At 57.2% G+C, this 20,437-nt stretch carries 17 protein-coding genes, 1 pseudogene and 1 other annotated feature; of the genes and pseudogenes, 9 read left to right on the forward strand and 9 right to left on the reverse strand.

Annotated features, from left to right (window positions below):
• Window positions 1-4,096: SpaA isopeptide-forming pilin-related protein (locus RTK01_RS10145; RefSeq protein WP_312280851.1), on the forward strand; the 4,096-nt coding region annotated here is incomplete at its 5' end.
• A gap of 185 nt (window positions 4,097-4,281) precedes the next feature.
• Here RTK01_RS10145 and RTK01_RS10150 read toward each other — a convergent pair.
• Both RTK01_RS10150 and RTK01_RS10155 read right to left on the reverse strand, forming a co-directional pair.
• Window positions 4,282-4,455, reverse strand: coding sequence for a hypothetical protein (locus RTK01_RS10150; protein ID WP_312280852.1), 174 nt, complete (start codon window positions 4,453-4,455; stop codon window positions 4,282-4,284).
• A gap of 102 nt (window positions 4,456-4,557) precedes the next feature.
• Window positions 4,558-4,911, reverse strand: a complete 354-nt coding sequence (locus tag RTK01_RS10155) for a CoA-binding protein (protein WP_312280853.1) — start codon at window positions 4,909-4,911, stop codon at window positions 4,558-4,560.
• On the opposite strand from RTK01_RS10155, the pseudogene RTK01_RS10160 reads away from it, so the two are divergent.
• Together RTK01_RS10160 and RTK01_RS10165 are read left to right on the forward strand one after the other, a co-directional pair.
• Window positions 4,892-5,353, forward strand: a pseudogene (locus RTK01_RS10160) (GIY-YIG nuclease family protein); the annotation flags it as partial. The gene RTK01_RS10155 and the pseudogene RTK01_RS10160 overlap by 20 nt on opposite strands.
• 93 nt (window positions 5,354-5,446) lie before the next feature.
• On the forward strand, window positions 5,447-5,794 hold the full coding sequence (locus tag RTK01_RS10165) for an arsenate reductase family protein (RefSeq protein ID WP_312280866.1): 348 nt from the start codon (window positions 5,447-5,449) through the stop codon (window positions 5,792-5,794).
• Between the two features lie 112 nt (window positions 5,795-5,906).
• Here the strand turns inward: RTK01_RS10165 and glyA are convergent, their stop codons facing one another.
• From glyA to RTK01_RS10190, 5 genes are all read right to left on the reverse strand, one after another.
• Entirely contained in the window at window positions 5,907-7,154 is a 1,248-nt protein-coding gene (gene glyA / locus RTK01_RS10170) for a serine hydroxymethyltransferase (RefSeq protein ID WP_312280854.1), read from the reverse strand.
• A gap of 183 nt (window positions 7,155-7,337) precedes the next feature.
• Window positions 7,338-7,928 (reverse strand): 5-formyltetrahydrofolate cyclo-ligase, encoded by a 591-nt coding sequence (locus RTK01_RS10175; protein ID WP_312280855.1) that lies wholly within the window; start codon window positions 7,926-7,928, stop codon window positions 7,338-7,340.
• Window positions 7,925-9,136 carry a DNA polymerase IV gene (gene dinB / locus RTK01_RS10180; RefSeq protein ID WP_312280856.1) on the reverse strand — a complete coding sequence of 404 codons (1,212 nt, stop codon included), beginning with the start codon at window positions 9,134-9,136 and terminating at the stop codon, window positions 7,925-7,927. The genes RTK01_RS10175 and dinB overlap by 4 nt, the downstream gene beginning before the upstream one ends.
• A gap of 250 nt (window positions 9,137-9,386) precedes the next feature.
• Window positions 9,387-12,092 carry a valine--tRNA ligase gene (locus RTK01_RS10185; RefSeq protein ID WP_312280857.1) on the reverse strand — a complete coding sequence of 902 codons (2,706 nt, stop codon included), beginning with the start codon at window positions 12,090-12,092 and terminating at the stop codon, window positions 9,387-9,389.
• 88 nt (window positions 12,093-12,180) lie between these two features.
• Entirely contained in the window at window positions 12,181-12,765 is a 585-nt protein-coding gene (locus RTK01_RS10190; RefSeq protein ID WP_312280858.1) for a hypothetical protein, read from the reverse strand.
• A gap of 36 nt (window positions 12,766-12,801) precedes the next feature.
• Window positions 12,802-13,025, reverse strand: a binding site (T-box leader).
• A gap of 245 nt (window positions 13,026-13,270) precedes the next feature.
• Here RTK01_RS10190 and RTK01_RS10195 point away from each other — a divergent pair.
• From RTK01_RS10195 to spoVAE, 6 genes are all read left to right on the forward strand, one after another.
• Window positions 13,271-14,128: a chemotaxis protein CheW gene (locus RTK01_RS10195; protein ID WP_312280859.1), complete on the forward strand. Its 858-nt coding sequence runs from the start codon at window positions 13,271-13,273 to the stop codon at window positions 14,126-14,128.
• Between the two features lie 490 nt (window positions 14,129-14,618).
• Entirely contained in the window at window positions 14,619-16,193 is a 1,575-nt protein-coding gene (locus RTK01_RS10200) for a peptidylprolyl isomerase (RefSeq protein WP_312280860.1), read from the forward strand.
• An 81-nt stretch (window positions 16,194-16,274) separates the two neighbouring features.
• Complete coding sequence (locus tag RTK01_RS10205) at window positions 16,275-17,012, forward strand: tRNA threonylcarbamoyladenosine dehydratase (RefSeq protein WP_312280861.1); 738 nt, start codon at window positions 16,275-16,277, stop codon at window positions 17,010-17,012.
• A complete protein-coding gene (locus RTK01_RS10210; RefSeq protein ID WP_312280862.1) occupies window positions 17,006-17,749 on the forward strand; it encodes a DUF554 domain-containing protein in 744 nt (247 codons plus the stop codon). Before RTK01_RS10205 ends, RTK01_RS10210 begins: the two co-directional genes overlap by 7 nt.
• A gap of 190 nt (window positions 17,750-17,939) precedes the next feature.
• Complete coding sequence (spoVAD, locus tag RTK01_RS10215; protein WP_312280863.1) at window positions 17,940-18,956, forward strand: stage V sporulation protein AD; 1,017 nt, start codon at window positions 17,940-17,942, stop codon at window positions 18,954-18,956.
• A gap of 91 nt (window positions 18,957-19,047) precedes the next feature.
• Complete coding sequence (gene spoVAE / locus RTK01_RS10220; protein ID WP_312280864.1) at window positions 19,048-19,404, forward strand: stage V sporulation protein AE; 357 nt, start codon at window positions 19,048-19,050, stop codon at window positions 19,402-19,404.
• Window positions 19,405-19,460: 56 nt separating this feature from the next.
• On the opposite strand, the gene RTK01_RS10225 is transcribed toward spoVAE, so the two are convergent.
• Window positions 19,461-19,886: a CD1247 N-terminal domain-containing protein gene (locus RTK01_RS10225; protein WP_294856794.1), complete on the reverse strand. Its 426-nt coding sequence runs from the start codon at window positions 19,884-19,886 to the stop codon at window positions 19,461-19,463.
• A gap of 77 nt (window positions 19,887-19,963) precedes the next feature.
• Window positions 19,964-20,437: elongation factor P (gene efp, locus RTK01_RS10230; RefSeq protein ID WP_312280865.1), on the reverse strand; the 474-nt coding region annotated here is incomplete at its 5' end.

Below are 20,437 nucleotides of genomic sequence, written 5' to 3' on the forward strand. Positions count from 1 at the left end.
CAACCCGGCCAACTTCGTGGGCGAAAGCAGTCGTTACATCAAGTGGTCCACCACAGTCAACAGCAACCATGTGAAGCTGACGGCCCCCATTGTCAAGGATTTCATTCAGGACGGGCACGAGCTGATTATAGACGGCGCCAACCATAAATTGACCGTGAAAAGTCAGACCACAGGCGGAGTTGTCACCACCATCGGCACGTATACCGGCTTCCCCTCCATTGTCACCGACCCACAGGCCAACGGTACGACGACCCTCACCGTCAGCAATGCCAATAAACGTGAGTTTGAGCTTGCGCTCCCCGCCACCCCCAACTGCACGGACAGTTACATTATAGAATACTACACCTATGTGACCGATGGTGGCCTTGAACGGCTGTACAAGGGCAATGGCCACCCCATTGTGCCCAATACGACCGCAACCGAGGCGTTCGTCAACAACACGTCACTGTGGCTCAACGGCAGCAACTCCAGCGAAGCCTCTGCCGAGAAGAAATTCAACCTCGAAATGCTGAACAAAAGTGGCTCCAGCTACAATGTGGCCGACCGCTCTATCATGTGGACCGTGGTGGCCAACCGCAACCAGCTTCCCCTGACGAACGCAACTATTTCCGACGAGCTGCCGGAGGGCCTTGAACTGTGGGTCGATTCCACGCACAAGTTTGAAATTCAGGCCATGACCGGCAGTACGAAATCCGCCAAAACGGAGCTGATTTATGGCGTAAGCCTTTCGTCTCCCACCGAGCTGGACGGAACCAAGCGCGAGGCGCACCCCAACCTCACCGCACCCGGCGACCAGAACAAGGGCTTTTATATTACCCTGCCCACCTCCACCTCCGCCCAGTTCACCGTCACCTTCTGGACCAGAGTGACGGACGAATACCTGAAGAAAATCGGAGACGGCAGCGACTTCTGGGATGCGAATAAGCAGCACAAGTTTCCCAATACAGCAACGTTGAATTGGACGAATCTCGGGGGTGGCTCCGAATCGGACACCTACACCGTAACGGGTAAAAATCCCATGATCTCCAAGAAAACCATCGGCATCAGTGACGAAATCATTTCGTGGGAAGCGGTCATTAACCCCTCCAAGGTTCCTCTGACAAACGGCAAGGTTACGGACACCCTGCACGCCAAAATTGAGCTGATTGACCGGCCGGAAGGCACCCTTGACGAGCGGCAGCCGGTGCTGGGAGACAACTCCATTCAGCTATACAAAATCAACGTGGACAAAGACGGAAATCAGACCGGCGCAAAAACCCTTGTTTCCGTAAAAAAGCTGGACGCGGAGGACCCGGCGGAAACGGACGCGTATTACACCTACACCAATACCGGCGACGGAGGAAATCACGTTCTTACCGTTTACCTCCCCAAAAACACTTCCGAAACCTATCTCCTGCAATTTGACACCGCACTGAAAAAGAACGAAACCACCAACGGCATCACCAATAAAATTGAGCTGGAAGACTCCACGATGAAGGACGGGAAGGAAGTCACCAATATCAATGTGACGGAGGCCTCCGCCATCGGCGGCATGTACTCCAATTATATCACTGTTGAAAAATCGGCGGATATCGCGCCGTCTAACCCCGGCTCCACCGCGTCCACGGATCTGTCCGGCGCGGAATTTGCTCTCCTGAACAGTGCAAACGGCCATGTTAAAAAGAACGAAACCGAATTCAACGAGGGTACAGGAGGAAAGACTCTGCGCGATGTTGCGCGGAGAACCGATACCAGCGGAGAAGCTCTTTTCAACAACCTGCCCGCATGGGTCTTCAAGGTTCAAGAAACAAAGCCGCCCCACGGCTATCTCCTGCCCGCCAATACCGCCGACAGAATCCACACGGTCAACAACGGAAACCCCATCAGCAAAACGGATCAGGCTCTGAATATCGTGCGCATTACCAACGAGCTTGCAAAGTCCGATGTGGAAATCAAGAAAATCGGCGAGGCGAACGAAGCCCTTTCCGGCGGCTGGTTCGGGCTGTATAACAGAGCCGACGACAGCGAAGTGCAACGAGTGCAGGCCGCCGGCGCCCCTGACATGGGGCAGGTGAAGTTCACCGGCGTGGAGTTTGGCGACTACTACATTCAGGAAATCACCCCACCCGCCAATCACGAAAAAACCTTTGATAAGATTTACGTCAAGGTCGATTACAAGCCGGGCAGCGGCTACACCAAAGCGGAAGCCACTTACTCGACGGACGGCGTTACCTACGCCGCTGTATCCACTCCCCCGTCCCTGAAAAACAACGCCACGCCCACCAACAACGACGTGAATCCCGATATCGCCTTCTACAAGCTGCGCACCGACAACAATTTGGTAAATCCCAACAGGGGAATCGGCCCTCTGCCCGCCGCGCAGTTTATCCTGAAAAACTTCTCAGGCGGAGCGCAGGTTGGCTCTGTTCAGAACCCCGATTCTGTTTCCGGAAAGGTGGCTTTCTCCGGCGTTCCTTATGGGAAATACGCGATTTATGAGACGATCCCCGCCGGATATCTGAATCCTAATGCCAACCCCGGCACCACCCCCGTCTTCTGGGTGGATGTTAGCTATAAGACGACAGGCCCCACCACAGGACTGCGGGTCCGGCTGTATGACAATTCCGGCTTTACCGGTGCTCCGCTCTTTGACTCGCAGGGCATCGATGCCACCGCCACCCTGCCCGAAGTGGTCAACCTCGCAGCCGTGGCGGATGTGTCCTTCGCAAAGGAAAGCACTGACTCCGCCACCGCAAAGATCAACGGCGGCACCTTCCAGATTCAGGGGCAGGCCGCCGCGGGCTTCCCCGCCTCCATAACCGGCGGCAGCATTGACCCCGTCACCGGTGTCTACACCGCAACCGCCACCTCCGTCAACGGCGTGGTGACATTCAAAAATGTTCCGGTGAACGCGCCGGGTGAAACGTACACCATCAAGGAAATCACCCCGCCCTCCGGTTATCAGTCCACCGATAAGCAGCTTAAAGCAGAGGTCCGGTGGAACACTGACCAAACGGCACTGCTGCCCACTGTCTATTGGGATACAAATGGCAGCGTAACGGTGGCCCCCGCTCTTAAAAACGCCCCCGCCCCCTCCTCCCCTTCCTCCGGAAAAGCGTCGGTTATGAAGAAGGATGAGGATGGCAAGCCTCTGGCAGGCGCGGAATTCACCCTCTATGACTCCACAGGCAAGGCGATTGCCAGCGCAACTTCCGGTTCCAACGGGCTGGTGGAATTTACCGGCTTGGCGCCTTACAGCAGCTTCACCATCCGCGAGACAAAGGCCCCGGACGGCTATGTGCTGAGCAGCGAGGAGTTGAGAGTCACGACCACCAGCGCCACCATCCGCAGCTTCACCGTGGTCAACAAAAAAGCTGCTGCGGACGCGGGAGCAATTCTCATTTTGAAGACCAACCCGGACGGAAATCCCCTCTCCGGCGCGGAATTCACGCTCTACGATAAGGATGGCAACGCCGTTGCAACCGGCACAACCGGACTGAACGGAAAGGTGTCCTTTGAAAATCTCCCCGCCGGACAGTACACCGTGGCGGAAACCCGCGTTCCCAGCGGCTACGTCCGTGCGGCCGGTAATCAGACCGTGACCCTTGTCAAGGATGAAACCCGTTCTCTGACCGTGGTCAACGAGGCAAAGCCTGCGGTCCCCTCTTCCGTTCTGGGTTCCATTCGGCTTATGAAGGTCAATTCGGACCGTGAACCTCTGGCTGGCGCGGAGTTCACCCTGTACGCCGCAGACGGCAGCGTTTTTGCAAGGGGAACCACAAACAGCAACGGTCTGGCTGTCTTTACCGACCTTCCCATTGGGAAATATACGGTCCGCGAAACAGCCGCACCCGACGGGTACTGGTTGATTGAGGATGATCTGGTTGTAACTCTGCCCGCCAGCGGCGCGGCGCAGTCCTACACCCTCAAAGACGCCGCTTTGGACGAAGAACCAGAGGTCGCTGGCTGGGAGGAAGACGGCATTCCCGGCAAACTTCCTCAAACCGGCGGCGCCGCCCCCAGCTTCTTCTTCCTGCTCTCCGGCATTGCACTGGCCGCCATTGGCTTTGTGTGGAGCTGGAAAGAAGGCTATTTGCCCAAGCACCGGAAGAAGTAAGTCGTTCCTCTTGGAACAGGCTGAATCGCATAAATAAACGGAGCCTCGCGGCATGGCCGCGAGGCTCCGTTTATTTGCTGCAGAGCGAAGCTTTGCTTTCCAAAAAGGCCCGCCTTTCCCTCCAGTCAATTGCCGCGAAGCAAAGCCGCGCAAAAAATGGCCGCCTCTTAACGAGGCGGCCCGGGTCAGAAGATATAGTCGGCCTCCTTGACCAGCTTTTTCAGCGCGTCCAAGGAGCTTGGCGGCGGGTCCTTCGCCAGAATCTGCGCCTGAATCACTTCAGGCAGGTCGTTAAAATATGCCGCCGCCTTCGGATCGGGTCCAATGTTTGCATACATATCGGTATAAGTTAATCCCATTTCATCACCCCTGCATAGGGTTTCCGGAAAAATAAAATTTAGCCGTTCCATCAAAAATGCGAACATTTTAGGAACGTCGGCGGATGGTTCGCAAACCGGAAATCAGGTGAATAGCCGCATCCCCACCAACAGACACCCGTTGATATAAGGCATTCCCTTCTCCTCCAAATAGGCCACCAGCTTCGCGCTTTCTGCCCCCGGCTGAAGCACGATGCATTTGAAATCCTTTTTGCATTCCCGCATCAGTTCCAGTCCCTTTGCGGGATGAATGCACAGGTCGATGATGTCGATTTCCTCCGGCACGTCGTTCAGCGAGGGAAGCTCCTTGCCCACGGCGTAAACCGTGTAGCCCTTCTCGATCATCCCCTGCTTGATTTTATAGGCATATTTCTCGGAATCCAGCGTGTTGCCCACCACAGCGAAAACGCGCTGGCGCATGATTTCCTGTAACTCCATAAAAACACCTTCTTTATTTTATTCTGCGCCGTTTCTTTTCATTCAATGCTTTCAATGCAGTATAGCAAACATTTTCACACCCGGCAATGCTCTTTGCCACATTTTTAAACAGGCGGTTCCCTTGCGGAAAATTTGCTTGCAGTTGCCATCTGTCAAAGCGCTGTGCATTTTTCGAACGCTGTGGTATACTGGTACGGAAAAATGCAAGGGGGCGAGAGGAACGGCGTACTATACCTACATACTGCGCTGCGGGGACGGCAGCCTTTATACCGGCATCACCACTGACCTTGCCCGTCGTCTCGCCCAGCATGGGGGAAGTCTTCCCGGCGGCGCGAAATACACGGCGGCCCGCCGGCCCGTCCGTTTTGCGGCTGCGTGGGAAGCGGACGGCAGAGCGGCAGCGTCCCGGCTGGAATACCGCATTAAAGCTCTCTCCAAACAGGAGAAAGAGAATCTCATCCACGGCGAAATACCGGCAACGCTGAACCTTTCGCCATACCTCAGACGTTCCATCACCAACGAAGGAGAATTTTATATGCTGTTTGTCTGCTATCCAAAATGCACCACCTGCCAAAAGGCGCGGACCTTTCTGGACACGAGGGGCGTCACCTATGACTTCCGGGACATCAAAACGGAAAATCCCACGGAGGACGAGCTGCGCACTTGGCACGCAAAAAGCGGCCTGCCTCTCAAACGCTTTTTCAACACCAGCGGTCTGCAATACAAAGCGCTCGAGCTATCCAAAAAGCTGCCCTCCATGACAGAGGACGAGCAATTCCGGCTTCTTGCCACCGACGGAATGCTGGTTAAACGCCCCATTCTGGTGGGAGACGACTTCGTTCTGGTGGGCTTTAAGGAGCCGGAGTGGACCCAGCGGCTGTGAGCCGCCCATAAAGCAAACAATACATTTCTTTTTCAAATATGAAATCGCGCCCCCGGCGGGACAGTGGTCCCGCCGGGGGCGCATATGGTTCAGGCATCAGCCCTTGCCGTTTTTACTGATAGATGGGGAACGCCTCGCACAGGGCGTTGACCTCCGCACGAACCTGCTCGGCGCTGCCCTCGAAATCCCGGGCGGTCAGAGCCATCCAATGGGCAATCTTCTCCATCTCCGGCTCCTTGAAACCGCGGGAGGTGGAAGCGGGGGTACCCACGCGGATACCGGAGGTGACAAAGGGCTTCTCCGGGTCGTTGGGGATGGCGTTCTTATTGACGGTGATCTGCACCTCGTCCAGCCGATGCTCAAATTCCTTGCCGGTAATGTGGAAGTTGCGCACGTCCACCAGCATGAGGTGATTGTCCGTTCCGCCGGAGACAAGGCGGAAGCCCTCCTTAATGAGGCCCTCAGCAAGTGCCTTGGCGTTTTTCACCACCTGCTTCTGATACTCTCTGAACTCCGGACGCAGCGCCTCGCCAAAGCTCACGGCCTTTGCCGCGATGATGTGTTCCAGAGGGCCGCCCTGGGTGCCGGGGAACACGGCGGAGTTAATCTTCTTATAGATATCCTCGTCGTTGCACAGGATCAGGCCGCCCCGGGGGCCCCGCAGGGTCTTATGGGTGGTAGAAGTAATCACATCGGCATAGGGCACGGGAGAGGCATGCTCGCCCGCGGCCACCAGACCCGCAATGTGAGCCATGTCCACCATCAGATACGCACCCGCAGCGTCCGCCGCCTCACGGAACTTCTTGAAGTCGATCGACCGGGGATAGGCAGAGGCGCCCGCCACAATCAGCTTGGGCTTGTGCTCCTCGGCCAGCTTGATGAGCGCGTCATAATCGATCTGCTCCGTCTCCTCGTCCAGACCATAGGGGATGATATTAAAATATTTGCCGGAGATGTTCACGGGGCTGCCGTGGCTCAGGTGTCCACCGTGGGCCAGATTCATGCCCATCACGGTGTCGCCGGGCTTGACCAGCGCGAAAAACGCGGCCAGATTGGCGTTGGCCCCGGAGTGGGGCTGAACATTGGCATAATTGCAGCCAAACAGCTCGCAAGCACGCTTACGGGCAATCTCCTCCGTCACGTCCACGGCGTAGCAGCCGCCGTAATATCGGTGGCCGGGATACCCCTCGGCGTATTTGTTGGTCAGGCAGGTGCCCATCGCCGCCATAACCGCCTCGCTGACCACGTTTTCGCTGGCAATCAGCTCAATGTTCCGACGCTCACGGGCGAACTCCTCTTTAATGGAAGCGCCAACCTCGGGATCAAACTTGGAAATAAAATCCATTGTCTCGTGCACCATCTGAATGTCTCCTTTATCATTGTGTATTTGTCCACACGCTTTAGTCAACATATTTTTCACATGGCCTACCATAATATCCGGCCATTTTACATTTTAGCACACGCAATTTCATTTGTGAAGACGGTTTAAAACTATTTTCCATTTAAATTGGAAATAAACGGCGCTGACTCCGTATCCAAAAACTCACTCAAGCCGAGCGGGAACGCCGTCCTCGTACAGCCCCTTTTCCGTCACCACCCACGGAACCGGCATGTCGTGCGGCTCAACAGGAATGTCCTCGTGGAGCAGCTCCTCCCGGCACAGCAGCACCGCGCTGCCCCGGTAAACGGTCAAAAAGCGGTCGTAATACCCGCCGCCCTGACCCAGCCGACGGCCCGCCCGACCGCAGCTCAGGCACGGCAGCACCGCGAAATCCACCTCGTCCGGCGTCAGAATCGGGCAGCTTTTGGACGGCTCCAAAATTCCGAACACGCCGGGAACCAAATCGTCCAGAGAATTTACCACCCGCAGCTCCATGATGCCCGGCACCTCGGTACAAAGCGGCAGGCACAGCCGCTTCCCCGCTTTCAGCGCGTCCTCCAGAATGGAGCGGGTATTGATCTCCCGCTTAGTGCCGAAAAAGCTGAAAACCGTGTGAGCCTCCAGATAATCCGGCAGCGCGCGGACGCGGTCCGCAATCGCCGCGTCGGACTCCTCCTTGTAGCGGGCTGAAAGCGCCCGCTCCTGCGCCCGTACCTTCAGCCTCAGTTCCTGCTTTTCTTCCGCAATCGTCATGACAGCGTATCCTCCTTTTTTTCGGGACTTGACGCGCCGAAGCGCACCGCACCCATTCCGTATTTTCCCCGAATTTTATCCATGGCAGATTCCAATTTCTCCTGCTTCTCCCGCCGGGGGGCCGCGGTATCCAGCAGGTCCGTCTGTTCATAGGCGTCGGCCTCCTCCGTCAGAGCGATGGCGGTGACGGTGAGCATCCGGATGGGGGCGGGCGGCTTCCAAAAGGTATCCAGCAGCTCCATGGCTCCGTCCGCCAGCTCCCGCATCAGATGAGTTGGTGAGGAAAAGCGCTTTTGCCGGGACCGATCCTGAAAATCCGGCGTGCGCAGCGTGACCGCAACACCCCCGGCATACATGCCACAGCGGCGCAGCCGCATGGCCACCTCGTCGGAAAGCAGGGCCAGCGCCGCGCCTACCTCCCTTCGGGAGGTCAAATCCCGCTGAAAGGTGGACCCACTGCCAACGGATTTTGGCGGCTCCAGCTCGCTTCGGGGCCGCACCGGCTCATGCTCCTGCCCATTGGCATACTCGTGGAGCTGACGGCCCATTTTCCCCATCAGCGTTTCCAGTTGACCCACATTCATGGCCGCCAACTGCCCGATGGTCCGCACGCCAAACTGCGCCAGAGTGGCCTGCGCGGTTTTTCCCACGAACAGCAGCGACTCCACCGGCAGAGGCCACACAAAGTCCTTCCAGTTTTGAGGGGAAATCACCGTGGTTGCATTTGGTTTTTTGTAATCGCTGCCTAGCTTTGCAAATACCTTGTTAAAGCTCACGCCCACGGACACGGTCAGTCCCAGCTCCTTTTCCACTCTAGCGCGAATCCCGTCCGCCACGGCCCGCCCGTCTCTGCCCAGCAGATGAAGGGACCCGGTCACGTCCAGCCAGCTTTCATCCACGCTGAAAGGCTCCACCAAATCTGTGTACTCCTCGTAAATGGCGTTGACCCGTTCGGAATATTCCCGATACAAATGGTGATGGGGCGGCAGCAGCACCAGCCCGGGGCACTTTTTCCGCGCCTGCCAGATGGTTTCCGCAGTGACCACGCCGAATTTTTTCGCCGCTTCATTCTTTGCCAGCACAATGCCCCGCCGGGAGGTGGGGTCGCCGCACACTGCCACCGGCGCGTCCCGCAGCTCAGGGTGGGACAGCAGCTCCACCGAGGCGTAAAAACTGTTCATATCGCAGTGTAAAATCACCCGCTCCACGGCGCCGCCCCCTTCCTCCGCGCCAAAGCGCGGCTGCGGTCCTCTATCCTCATTGTAGCACAGATGTTCGCGTTTGCAAGAGTAACCTCGGAGAGCGTAGGCTTTGCCGGGACAGTAGCACAAAATGGAGGAACAGAGGCCTGACAGCCTCCGTTCCTCTTAATGTTTCTCCATAACGGCGAAGACCGAACACTCCCGGATACAAAATAAAGCATTCAATCCTATTTGTCCATCATGAATCGCCTTACCTTTAAAGCAGTTCCATCAAAGCTTCCACATCGACACCTAAAGGTTCCTTATCGACATTCATCTTAGCAGTACCCATCGCCTTTTCCGATTCCTCCAGCCGGGCAATCAGCTCCTTGTACTTGGCAATCTTCTCTCGCTCCACGTTGACCACGGCCTCGGGTGCGTTTGCCACAAACTTTTCATTTTTCAGCTTGCCCTCGGTGATGCGCAGACCGTTGACCGCCTTTTCCTTCTCCCGGGCAATGCGGGCCAGCTCCTCCGCGACATCCACCAGCTCCGCCAGCGGAATATAGGCCACGGCCTTGCGGGTGACGATGCTCACCAGCCCATCCAGCGTTTCCGGTGCGGCGGCGGAAACCGTCACGCGCTCGGCATAGGCCATGCGGGTGATGAAGTGCCCCGCGTCCTGGAAAATCTCCGGCTCGTCGGTCTTCAAAGCAAGCTCCGTCTTTTTGGAGGGGGGCACGTTCATCTCCGAACGGCGGGCGCGGATGGCGCGGATAGTGTCCATCACCGCCTCCATGGCCTCCGTCTCGGCGGGGAAGTTCAGCGCCTCGTCATACACGGGCCAATGGGAGGTCATGATGAAGCTTCCCTCTTCTCCCGTCTCCCGGGGCAGGGACTGCCAGATTTCCTCCGTGATAAAGGGCATGAAGGGGTGCAGCAGCTTCAGCACCTGAATCAGCACATAGCACAGCACATTTTCCGCCGCAAGGCGGCTCTGGGCGTCGTCACCGTTCATGCGGGTTTTGGTCAGCTCAATATACCAGTCGCAATAGGTGTCCCAGATGAAGTCGTACACCTTGGCGGAGGCTACGCCGATTTCAAAAGCGTCCAGATTCTCCGTGACTTCCCTGACAAGCCCGTTCAGCTTGGTCAAAACCCACTTGTCCTCCTGCTCCAGATTGGCAGGAAGGGCGCAGCGGTCAATGCTAAGATTCATCTGCACGAAGCGGGATGCATTCCAGATTTTATTTGCAAAGTTCCGCATGGCCTCGCACTTTTCGGTGTAAAACCGAGTGTCGTTTCCGGGGCTGTTGCCGGTGATAAGGTTGAAGCGCAGCGCGTCCGCGCCGTAGACCTGGGCCATTTCCAGCGGGTCAATGCCGTTGCCCAGAGACTTGGACATTTTCCGTCCCTTTTCGTCCCGGACCAGACCGTGAATCAAAACCGTGTGGAAGGGAATCTCCTTCATCTGCTCGCAGCCGGAGAAAATCATCCGGGCCACCCAGAAGAAAATGATGTCATATCCCGTGACCATCACGGAGGTAGGATACCAGTAGTTCAAATCCGCCGTCTTTTCGGGCCAGCCCATGGTGGAGAACGGCCACAGGGCGGAGGAGAACCAAGTGTCCAGCACGTCCGGGTCCCGTGTCAGGTGGGTGCTGCCGCAATGTTCGCACTTCTCTGGGTCCGTCCTCCCCACGTTGATGTGGCCGCACTCGTCGCAGTACCACGCGGGAATCTGATGCCCCCACCAGAGCTGGCGGGAAATGCACCAGTCGTGCACGTTTTCCATCCAGTTGATATATGTCTTGGAGAACCGCTCGGGAACGAACTTTACCTCGCCGTCCCGCACCACCCGCAGAGCTTCCTTCGCAAGCGGCTCCATCTTCACGAACCACTGGGCGGAAATGAGCGGCTCCACATCGTTGTGGCAGCGGTAGCAGGTGCCCACGTTATGGCTGTAATCCTCGGTCTTCACCAGATAGCCCTGCTCTTCAAGGTCCTTTACAATGGCCTTTCGGCACTCATAGCGGTCCATTCCGTTGTAGGGGCCGCCGTTTTCATTGATTTTTCCGTCGTCCGCGATGCAGCGGATAATCTCCAGATTGTGCCGCAAACCCACTTCAAAGTCGTTGGGGTCGTGGGCGGGGGTCATTTTCACCGCACCGGTGCCGAAGCCGATTTCGCAGTATTCGTCCCCCACAATGGGAATCTCCCGGTTCATGATGGGCAGGATGCAGTTTTTGCCGATCAGGTGCTTGAACCGCTCATCCTCCGGATTCACGGCAACGCCGGTGTCGCCCATCATGGTTTCGGGCCGCGTGGTGGCCACCACCAGATCGCCGGACCCGTCCGCCAGAGGATAGCGGATGTGCCACAGGTGGCCCGGTTTATCCACATACTCCACCTCCGCGTCGGACAGGGCAGTGGTGCAGTGGGGGCACCAGTTGATGATGCGGCTCCCCTTATAAATCATGTCCTTTTCATAGAGGTCGCAGAAGGTTTCCCGCACCGCGCGGGCGCAGGTTTCGTCCATGGTGAAGCGGGAGCGGTCCCAGTCGCAGGAAACGCCCATTTTCTTCTGCTGCTCCACGATGCGGTCACCGTACTTCTCTTTCCAGGCCCAGACCCGCTCCAAAAACTTCTCGCGGCCAAGGTCGTACCGGGTTTTGCCCTCTTTTTCCCGCAGTTCCTCTTCCACCTTGATCTGGGTGGCGATGCCCGCGTGGTCCACGCCGGGAATCCATAGGGCGGAATATCCCTGCATCCGCTTGAAGCGGGTCAGGATGTCCTGAAGGGTCGCGTCCAACGCGTGGCCCATATGAAGCTGACCCGTCACGTTGGGGGGCGGCATCACAATGGAAAACGGTTCCTTTTCAGAATCCGGCTCCGCCGCGAAGCACTTTCCCTCCATCCAGCTCTCGTAGATGCGGGACTCCACCTGCTGCGGCTCATATACCTTCGGCAGTTCTTTTTTCATGGTTTGCTCTCCTCATATTCAGATATCTGAATTCTATACAAATACAGGCTTACTCAAACAGGGTGCGCACGCTCACGCCCCGGGAGCTTTATTCCCGCTCCATACTCCGACGCAGGCGCTCCGTCACGCGGTAAACGCGATAGCGCTTACTGCGGGCTTTCAGCCACCCGCGAAACGCCTCTTCCGTCCCCTCAGTCAGGGTGCTTTTATGCAGCAGAACGGAGGTGTCCTCCGCCGGGATCCAAAAAATCAAGTCGCTCTCCCGAACCTCACCCATGCGGATGCTTTTCCACAGGCGGATTTCCTCGCCCTTTCCGTCCAGCATTCGGCAGTCGTCTCCCTCGAACACAAAGCGCATGGGCCTTGCCCGCACCGCGTCGGTCAAATCCAGCCACCGTGCCCGCGCCTCCCGGACCCCCTGCCGAAACCGCCTACCCCGCTGCATGGGAAGCCAGAAAAAGCCGATGATGATCAGCGCCAGCAAAACCGTGAACAGCGCCGCCTCCCAGTTCCTCTGCACAAGAGAATATACCGTGAAGCACGCTGCCATCACCCCCACCGGAACACTGGCCCGCGTCGCGTTGCTCCGCACCCGGACCCAATCCATCAGCGCCGCTTCCTCCGCAGCCTCCAGCACCGCGCCCTGGGTCGTGTCGAATACAAATTTCTCCATATACCCCTCCAAACAAAAATCGCCCCGAGCCTGTCGGCTCAGGGCGAACAAAAGTCCGCGGTACCACCTGAATTCGGGAATTTCCCGCACTCTCCCGGCGCTTTGCGCCCGCCTCTGTAACGGGAGGTCCCGTTGACCTTACTTCCCTGTTCAGGCCAATGCTCCGAAACGACTTCTCCGCCGACTTCACGGGGACTTGCACCGTCCGTCCCCTCTCTTTGCATCCGTCCGCGAGTACTGCTTTTCCTCATCGCAACTTTCCTATTTTATAAATCCAGATTAGTATAACCGCGTGGCCCCATTTTGTCAAGATTGGGTGCAGGAAGCCGGAAAATCTTTTCCCAGCAGGATTCTTGTGTTTGCATTGTGCGGATTTTGTGATACAATAACCACAATGTAACCAGGCCGGGCTGCGCCGTCCGCGCCCGCTTTGGGGCACGCTTTCCTTCGTAATTTTTCAAGAGCGCGGCCCTTCATTATATTTATAGGAAAGGAATTCTTTGCCATGAGCATTTATCAAGCGGAAGACAGCGTGCAAAGCCCCTCCATCCTGTTCCGGCTGAATGGAGGACTGTATTGCGCAGACAGCCGCTATATCTCCACCATTATGGAGCTTCCGAAATACACTCCCGTGCCGGACGCGCCGCCCTATATCTCCGGGATTTTTCCCCTCCGGGGCAGCAGCGTCACCCTGTTCAATCTGCGGGCGGCTTTGAAGCTACAATCCCTTCAGGAGGAATTTGAGGACTTCACCGCCATGCTGGACGCGCGCAAGCAGGATCATATTAACTGGGTTTCCGCGCTGGAGCGCTCCATTGAAACCGGGGAACCCTTTTCATTGGCCACAGACCCCCACAAATGCAAGCTTGGGAAATGGTATGACAGCTTTAAGACCGACAGCATGGAGCTTTCCTCTCATCTGGCCCGGATTGAGGACCCTCATCGCAGGCTCCACGAAACGGCCCAGCGGGTGGAGCAGTGCGACGCGGCGGGGAACCGCGAAGCCATAGACAACTGCAAGCAGGCCACGTTGGCCGAGGTCCGGGGCAACTATATGCCAAAGGTTCTCGGTGTGCTGGAGGACGCCAAGGAGATTTTCCGCATCCGTGAATTTCACGAGATGGTGCTGGTGCTCAGCGGCGAGACCAGTCTTGGCCTGATGGTGGACGAGGTGCTGTCGGTGGAAACGGTGGAGGAAGAGACTGTGGGCGCGCACAATCAGCTTATGACCCGTTCCCCCTACATCCGGCGTGTGGTCCGCGCCCCCGGCCAGGACGAGCTGATTCTGGAGCTCAGTCTTCCCGATATTTTGCAGGTAGGCGACGAGGTGGCCGCGTTGCGCGCCGCCGGGTCCGCAGGATAAATACGCTTTGAAAAGCGCCGCCGGTTATAGCACCCTTTAAATAGAAATAGGGATATTTACGAAAATTCGCATGGTTTAGTATTGCTGCCAAACCATGACCGGTAAACTGGTAACGGCTGAATTTATTTACATCTAAAAACACCGTCCTGCTGACCTTGAAATCAGCAGGGCGGTATGCTTATATGGATTATGTTGGGGCACTTGAAGTGCAGCTAATGGAAGTAACTAGCAGTAAATTGCTTCTTTTCGTTTCTGCTCAACCGCCTATTTAACCTCCAACCATAAGTCGGGTCTTTTGGCGGCAATTTTTTCAGGTTCCTTTCAGTCCCGTCGACTATACTGGAGAAATCCGACAGACGGCAAATTTCCCGATAAGCCCGTCCGTGAAATTTTGCTTGCAGTTTCGCAGTTTATCCTATATAATATGTCGGTGTGTATTCGCGGGATTCTCCGCATCTTCACTTAAGATTTTGAGAGGACTGAAACGAAAATGAGCGCAAACGATAATCATTCCAGAACCGCGCGGGAGGCGCAGCAGCAGAAGGAGGCCCGGCGCAGCAATATTATGTACGCCGTCATTGCCATCCTGTTCGCCCTTCTGGTGGTGGCCGTACTGGTATGGAAATCCAACATCATCCAGAAAAACGCCACCGCCGCCACGCTGTATACCCAGCTTACCTCGGCGGAGGACCCCGCCGCCAGCGGCTCTTCTTCCGCAGAAAAGACCGTGCTGGCAGACGTGAAGGCACCCCAGCTAAACTACTATTTCGTAAATATCTATCAGAACTTTGTCCAGCAGAACAGCGCGTATATTTCCTACATGGGGCTGGACACCAGCAAAGACCTGCGTTCTCAGCCCTATCCCGGCGACGAGACGCAGACCTGGTTCGACTATTTTGTCGGTCAGGCGATTGACCAGATGTCTGCCATCTACGCGCTGAACGACAAGGCGGAGGAAGAGGGCTACGTCTGGAACGACGCCATGCAGGCGGAGTTTGACTCCAATAACGAGTCTCTTGAATCCACCGCCACCGCTTCCAACCTGAGCGTGGTCAAATATCTCCAGAAGATTTACGGCGCAACCATGAGCCGCAGTGTTTACGAGGCCGAGATGAAGCGTGTGATTCTGGCCAGCGACTTTTCCAAGAGCCATAACGATGGCTTGACCTATACGGACGAGGAGCTGGAGGCCGAATACGCCGCCAACCGGAACTCCTATGACGTGGTGGATTATCAGAGTGTCCGTATCAGCGGCGCCGCCGATGCCACCACGGATGCCGACGGAAACAGCGTGGACCCCACCGAGGAGGAGAGCGCCGCCGCGCTGAAAGCTGCCAAGCAGTCCGCGGACGAGCTGTACGCCGGTTTCAAGTCCGGAAAGAGCATGTCCGATCTGTCCAAGGACAACGACAAGATGTCCTATACCAATGGCGAGGCCGGTTCCTATTCCTCCGGCGTTCTGATGGATTGGCTGTTTGACAGCGGCCGTCAGGCCGGGGACTCCGCCGTTCTGGCCGACGAGGACAACTCTGCCTATTACGTGGTGTCTTTCGGTAAGCGTTATCGTCAGGACTATAAGACCGTAAACGTGCGTCACATCCTTCTCCAGCCCGAAGTCGGCAAGATCGCGCAGGGCGAGGACGGCTATGACGAAGAGCAGGCCAAGCTGAAAGAGGACGCCAAGGCAAAGGCCGAGGACCTTCTGGCCCAGTGGACGGCGGGCGCGGCTACTGAGGACTCCTTCGCCGAGCTTGCCAAGGAAAACTCCGTTGACGGCGGCTCTCAGGCCAATGGCGGCTTGTACGAGCAGGTTTATCAGGGCCAGATGGTGCCCACCTTCAACGACTGGTGCTTCGATTCCAGCCGTAAGGCCGGAGACACCGGCGTGGTGGAAACCGATTACGGTTATCACATCATGTACTTTGTGGGCGAGAACCTGCCCTACTGGCAGGTACAGGCGGACAGCGCCCTGCGGAATCAGGATTTTGGCACATGGTACGACGGTGTCATCGCCGGGTATACCGGTGAGGCCGCCAGCGGCGTCAAATACGTGTCCGCGAGCTGAATTGCATCGTGAAACACGGACCGGCTTTCGCCGGTCCGTGTTTTTTAAAAAGAACGCTTAGACAGATAAGAGGAAAACGCTATGGAAGATCAATTTCTGCGCAACGAAATGCTCTGGGGCCGGGACGGGCAGTCGCGTCTTGCCCGCGCCCATGTGCTTTTGCTGGGCCTTGGCGGGGTGGGGAGCTATGCCGCGGAGTGTCTGGCCCGCTCCGGCGTGGGCGAACTGACGCTGGTAGACAGCGACGCCGTGTCTCTTACGAACCTGAACCGCCAACTAGAGGCCCTCCATTCCACCGTGGGTCAGCCCAAGGCAGAGGCCATGACCGCCCGCCTGCTGGATATCAACCCCGCGCTGAAGCTTCATCCTGTCCACGCTTTGTACAATGCCGAAAACCGAGGCCTGTTTTTCCCCGAGGGCTGCCGGTACGATTACATCGCGGACGCCATCGCCCTTGTGGCCTGCAAGCTGGATCTGGCGGAAACCGCCCTGCGCCTCAACATTCCTCTCATTTCGGCTCTGGGCACCGGAAACAAGCTGGACCCCTCCCTGCTGCGAATTGATGACATTTCAAAAACTTCCGGCTGCCCTCTGGCCCGCGTGATGCGCCGGGAGCTGAAAAACCGGGGTATCCGTCATCTTCCGGTGGTGTTCAGCCCGGAGGAACCAGCTTCCTCCGTTCGGCAAATGGACGCTCCCCCGCCGGGGCGGCGCAGCGTCCCCGCCAGCAACCCATGGGTCCCGGCCACCGCCGGACTGCTGCTGGGCAGCGCCGTGGTGCGCAGCCTGCTGAAGGAAACGGAGGGATTGGTATGCTGATCGGAACGACGGTCAACACGCTTGCCATTCTGGCCGGCTCTGTGGTCGGGCTGGGCCTGACACGAATTGCCACGCTCCTGCCCGTGGCCGAGGGCGGTGCACTGGGGCAGCGGCTTCAGGACATGGTTATGAAAAGCGTGGCTCTATGCGTGCTCTATATTGGCATAAGTGGGACCCTGAAGGGGCAGAACATGCTGATTGCCATTCTCTCCATGGTGCTTGGCGCGCTACTTGGGGAATTGCTGGATCTGGATCGGCAGATGCGCGCGTTGGGCGATTGGGTTCAGAAAAAAACGGAGCATCTGATTCCGGGCGGGTCCTCCTCCGTGTCGGAGGGCTTTGTCACCGCAAGCCTTTTGTTCTGCGTAGGCGCCATGGCAATTGTGGGCGCGCTGCAAGACGGGCTGACGGGGGACCATTCCACCTTGTTTGCAAAAGCCCTGCTGGACGGCATCAGCGCCGTTATTTTTGCTTCCTCTCTGGGAGTGGGCGTGGCGTTTTCCGCCATCACGGTGTTTCTCTTTCAGGGAAGCATTGCCGCGCTGGCGGCCTTGATTTCCCCATTGCTTGGGGACGCGGTCGTGGCGGAGATGACCTGCGTGGGGTCGTTGCTGATTATCGCCCTGTCGCTGAATCTGCTGGGCATCACCAAAATCAAGGTCATGAATATGACTCCGGCTTGTCTTCTGCCGATTCTGATTTGTTGGCTGAGCGAAACGATCCCCGCCCTATTTTGATGATACCCTCAATTCTTTAACACGCGGCTTTGCCGTCGGGAGAGTTTCTCCCGACGGCATTTTTTCATTTAGCATCGTTTCTCCGTCGCACTTCATCGTTCCATAACAAAATCCGCTCTTACAGGTGTTTGCTATAATTTTTCTCCAAGTGGGGCAACCTATGGAAAATCATCACAAGGCGGTGTTTTTTATGAGCAAAAAACGCGTTGGACGGCGGACCGTCCGACTGGATTCTCCCCCGTCCATCCTCTCCTTTGCCGCTACCGGCGGAAAGCTGGAAAAACAGGGACCGCTGGCGGCCTGCTTCGACGAGCTGTGCGAGGACTCGTTTCTGGGGGAAAAGACCTGGGAAAAGGCAGAGTCCCGGATGCAGCAAAAAACGGTGCAGACAGCGCTGGACAAGGCAAAGCTACACGCAGGCGATTTGGATTATATTTTTGCCGGAGACCTTTTAAATCAGTGCATCGGTACCTCCTTTGGCCTGCGGGAGTTTGAAATTCCCTTTTTCGGGCTGTATGGCGCCTGCTCCACTATGGGAGAATCTCTTGCCATGGCGGCCATGAGCATCGACGGCGGCTTTGCCGAGCGGGCCGCTGCCGTCACTTCCTCCCATTTCTGCACGGCGGAGAGGCAGTATCGTATGCCGGTTCCATACGGAAATCAGCGTTCCCCCACCGCGCAGTGGACCGCCACCGCGTCCGGCTGTTGCATTCTGGGCCGGGAGGGAGAGGGTCCCTTCGTCACCCATGTCACCTGCGGCAAAATCGTGGACAAGGGCGTGACCGATGTGAACAACATGGGCGCGGCCATGGCCCCCGCGGCCTACGACACCATCTCCGCTTTTTTCAAGGATACAAAGACAAAGCCCTCGGACTTTGACCTGATCCTTACCGGCGACTTGGGCGAGCTGGGCCACAGCATCGTCCGAGGCTTCTTTCAGCGGGACGGCATGGATATGAGCAAAAACTATCTCGACTGCGGAATGCTGCTCTACGACCGGGAAAAACAGGATATGCACGCCGGAGCCTCCGGCTGCGGCTGCTCGGCGGCGGTGCTGTGCGGGTATCTTCTGCCGGGACTGCGGGCCGGAAAGTGGCGGCGGATTCTCTTTGCGCCCACCGGAGCGCTGCTCTCCCCCACCTCCAGCTTTCAGGGGGAGTCCATCCCCGGCGTGTGCCACGCGGTGTGTATCTGCACAGAGCGCTAGTCGGGTCTTCTCCTTCCTTGCCGCCCGCCTTCTGCATAATTCGGGCAAACATGGAAAAGCTGGGAGAGAAAAACTCGGTTTGGAGGTTTTTATGGACTATCTGAAAGCATTTATCTGCGGCGGCATTCTCTGCGCCATCGGGCAAATTCTCATTGACAAAACCAAGCTTACCCCTGCCCGCATTCTCACCGGCTATGTGGTGGCGGGCGTGCTGCTGGGGGCAGTGGGCGTTTATAAACCCATTGCCGACTGGGGCGGAGCCGGTGCCACAGTGCCCCTTACGGGCTTTGGCTTTTCTTTGGCCAAAGGCGTTGAAAAAGCAGTGGCGGAACAGGGCTGGCTGGGCGTGTTTACCGGCGGACTCACCGCCACGGCGGGCGGCATTGCCGCGGCCGTGATCTTCGCCACGCTGATGGCATTGCTGTTTCGCCCCGGAGACAAGCGATAATCACAAAAAAGCGGCGGCTCCTGAAGGAGCCGCCGCTTTTACGCTTGTGAAATGGCTTAGTCCTCGTGATCCTCGCCGCAGTCGCATTCCTCGATGTCGGTGAGATCAAATTCCAGCTTCTCCCCGCAGTTGGGGCAGACCACTTCGCCCTCTTCCAGAATGGACTCGTCGAAGTAGACCGTCTCCTCACAGGTGGGGCAGGTGGTGGCGTAGCAGTCCTCGGAATCGTCGTCTTCTTCGTCGTCATCCTCAAACTCGTCGTCCTCGTAGACGATCTCTTCCACGTCCTCCAGGTCGTCGCTGACAGCGTCCAGGCCCTCAGAGATTTCGATAATCTGGTCCTGATGGTCCTGAAGCTCCAGGGCCACATCGTCCAGAATATCAATGATCATGGTGATCAGCTTGCCCTCCTTGGATTCGGTGTCCAGGCCCAGGCCCTCAGCCAGCCCCTTCAGATAAGCGACTCTCTCGGTAATTTCCATCGTGTACACGCTCCTTTCTTCCTGCTTCGTTTTTGTTTTATAGAGGAATCCTCCTCTTGATTCAGGCGCGTTCTCTTTTAGTCCTTGCTGCGGGAGAGATACTCGCCTGTCCGGGTGTCGATGTTAATTTTGTCTCCGGTGCTGATGAACAGAGGCACCTTGATCTCCGCGCCGGTTTCCACGGTAGCGGGCTTGGTCACGTTGGTGGCGGTGTCGCCCTTCAGTCCCGGCTCCGTCTCGGTGACCACCAGATCCATAAAGTTGGGGACCTCCACGGAGAATACGCTGCCCTTATAGCTCAGCAGCTTGCACACCGTGTTCTCCTTCACAAAGCGGAAGCCATCGCCCAGCACGTCCCGGTTCAGGGGAACCGTGTCATAGGTTTCGGGGTCCATGAAGTAGTACAGGTCGCCGTCCTGATAGCTGTACTCCGCCTCCTTGCGCTCCACAAACGCCTGCTCGAACTTGGCGGTGGGGTTGAAGGAAGTCTCGGTGACGCCGCCGGTCACCACGTTTCTCATCTTGGTGCGCACAAACGCCGCGCCCTTTCC

The sequence above is a fragment of the Oscillibacter sp. genome (assembly GCF_031978065.1).
Taxonomy (GTDB): Bacteria; Bacillota; Clostridia; order Oscillospirales; family Oscillospiraceae; genus Oscillibacter.

Excerpts from the sequence above, each read along its gene's own strand:
- RTK01_RS10205 (WP_312280861.1), top strand. The coding sequence starts at position 16,275 with ATGGAAGATCAATTTCTGCGCAACGAAATGCTCTGGGGCCGGGACGGG.
- RTK01_RS10190 (WP_312280858.1), bottom strand. The coding sequence starts at position 12,765 with ATGGAGAAATTTGTATTCGACACGACCCAGGGCGCGGTGCTGGAGGCT.
- RTK01_RS10165 (WP_312280866.1), top strand. The coding sequence starts at position 5,447 with ATGCTGTTTGTCTGCTATCCAAAATGCACCACCTGCCAAAAGGCGCGG.
- spoVAE (WP_312280864.1), top strand. The coding sequence starts at position 19,048 with ATGGACTATCTGAAAGCATTTATCTGCGGCGGCATTCTCTGCGCCATC.
- RTK01_RS10175 (WP_312280855.1), bottom strand. The coding sequence starts at position 7,928 with ATGACGATTGCGGAAGAAAAGCAGGAACTGAGGCTGAAGGTACGGGCG.
- spoVAD (WP_312280863.1), top strand. The coding sequence starts at position 17,940 with ATGAGCAAAAAACGCGTTGGACGGCGGACCGTCCGACTGGATTCTCCC.
- RTK01_RS10195 (WP_312280859.1), top strand. The coding sequence starts at position 13,271 with ATGAGCATTTATCAAGCGGAAGACAGCGTGCAAAGCCCCTCCATCCTG.
- RTK01_RS10185 (WP_312280857.1), bottom strand. The coding sequence starts at position 12,092 with ATGAAAAAAGAACTGCCGAAGGTATATGAGCCGCAGCAGGTGGAGTCC.
- RTK01_RS10200 (WP_312280860.1), top strand. The coding sequence starts at position 14,619 with ATGAGCGCAAACGATAATCATTCCAGAACCGCGCGGGAGGCGCAGCAG.
- RTK01_RS10150 (WP_312280852.1), bottom strand. The coding sequence starts at position 4,455 with ATGGGATTAACTTATACCGATATGTATGCAAACATTGGACCCGATCCG.
- RTK01_RS10225 (WP_294856794.1), bottom strand. The coding sequence starts at position 19,886 with ATGGAAATTACCGAGAGAGTCGCTTATCTGAAGGGGCTGGCTGAGGGC.
- glyA (WP_312280854.1), bottom strand. The coding sequence starts at position 7,154 with ATGGTGCACGAGACAATGGATTTTATTTCCAAGTTTGATCCCGAGGTT.
- RTK01_RS10155 (WP_312280853.1), bottom strand. The coding sequence starts at position 4,911 with ATGGAGTTACAGGAAATCATGCGCCAGCGCGTTTTCGCTGTGGTGGGC.
- RTK01_RS10210 (WP_312280862.1), top strand. The coding sequence starts at position 17,006 with ATGCTGATCGGAACGACGGTCAACACGCTTGCCATTCTGGCCGGCTCT.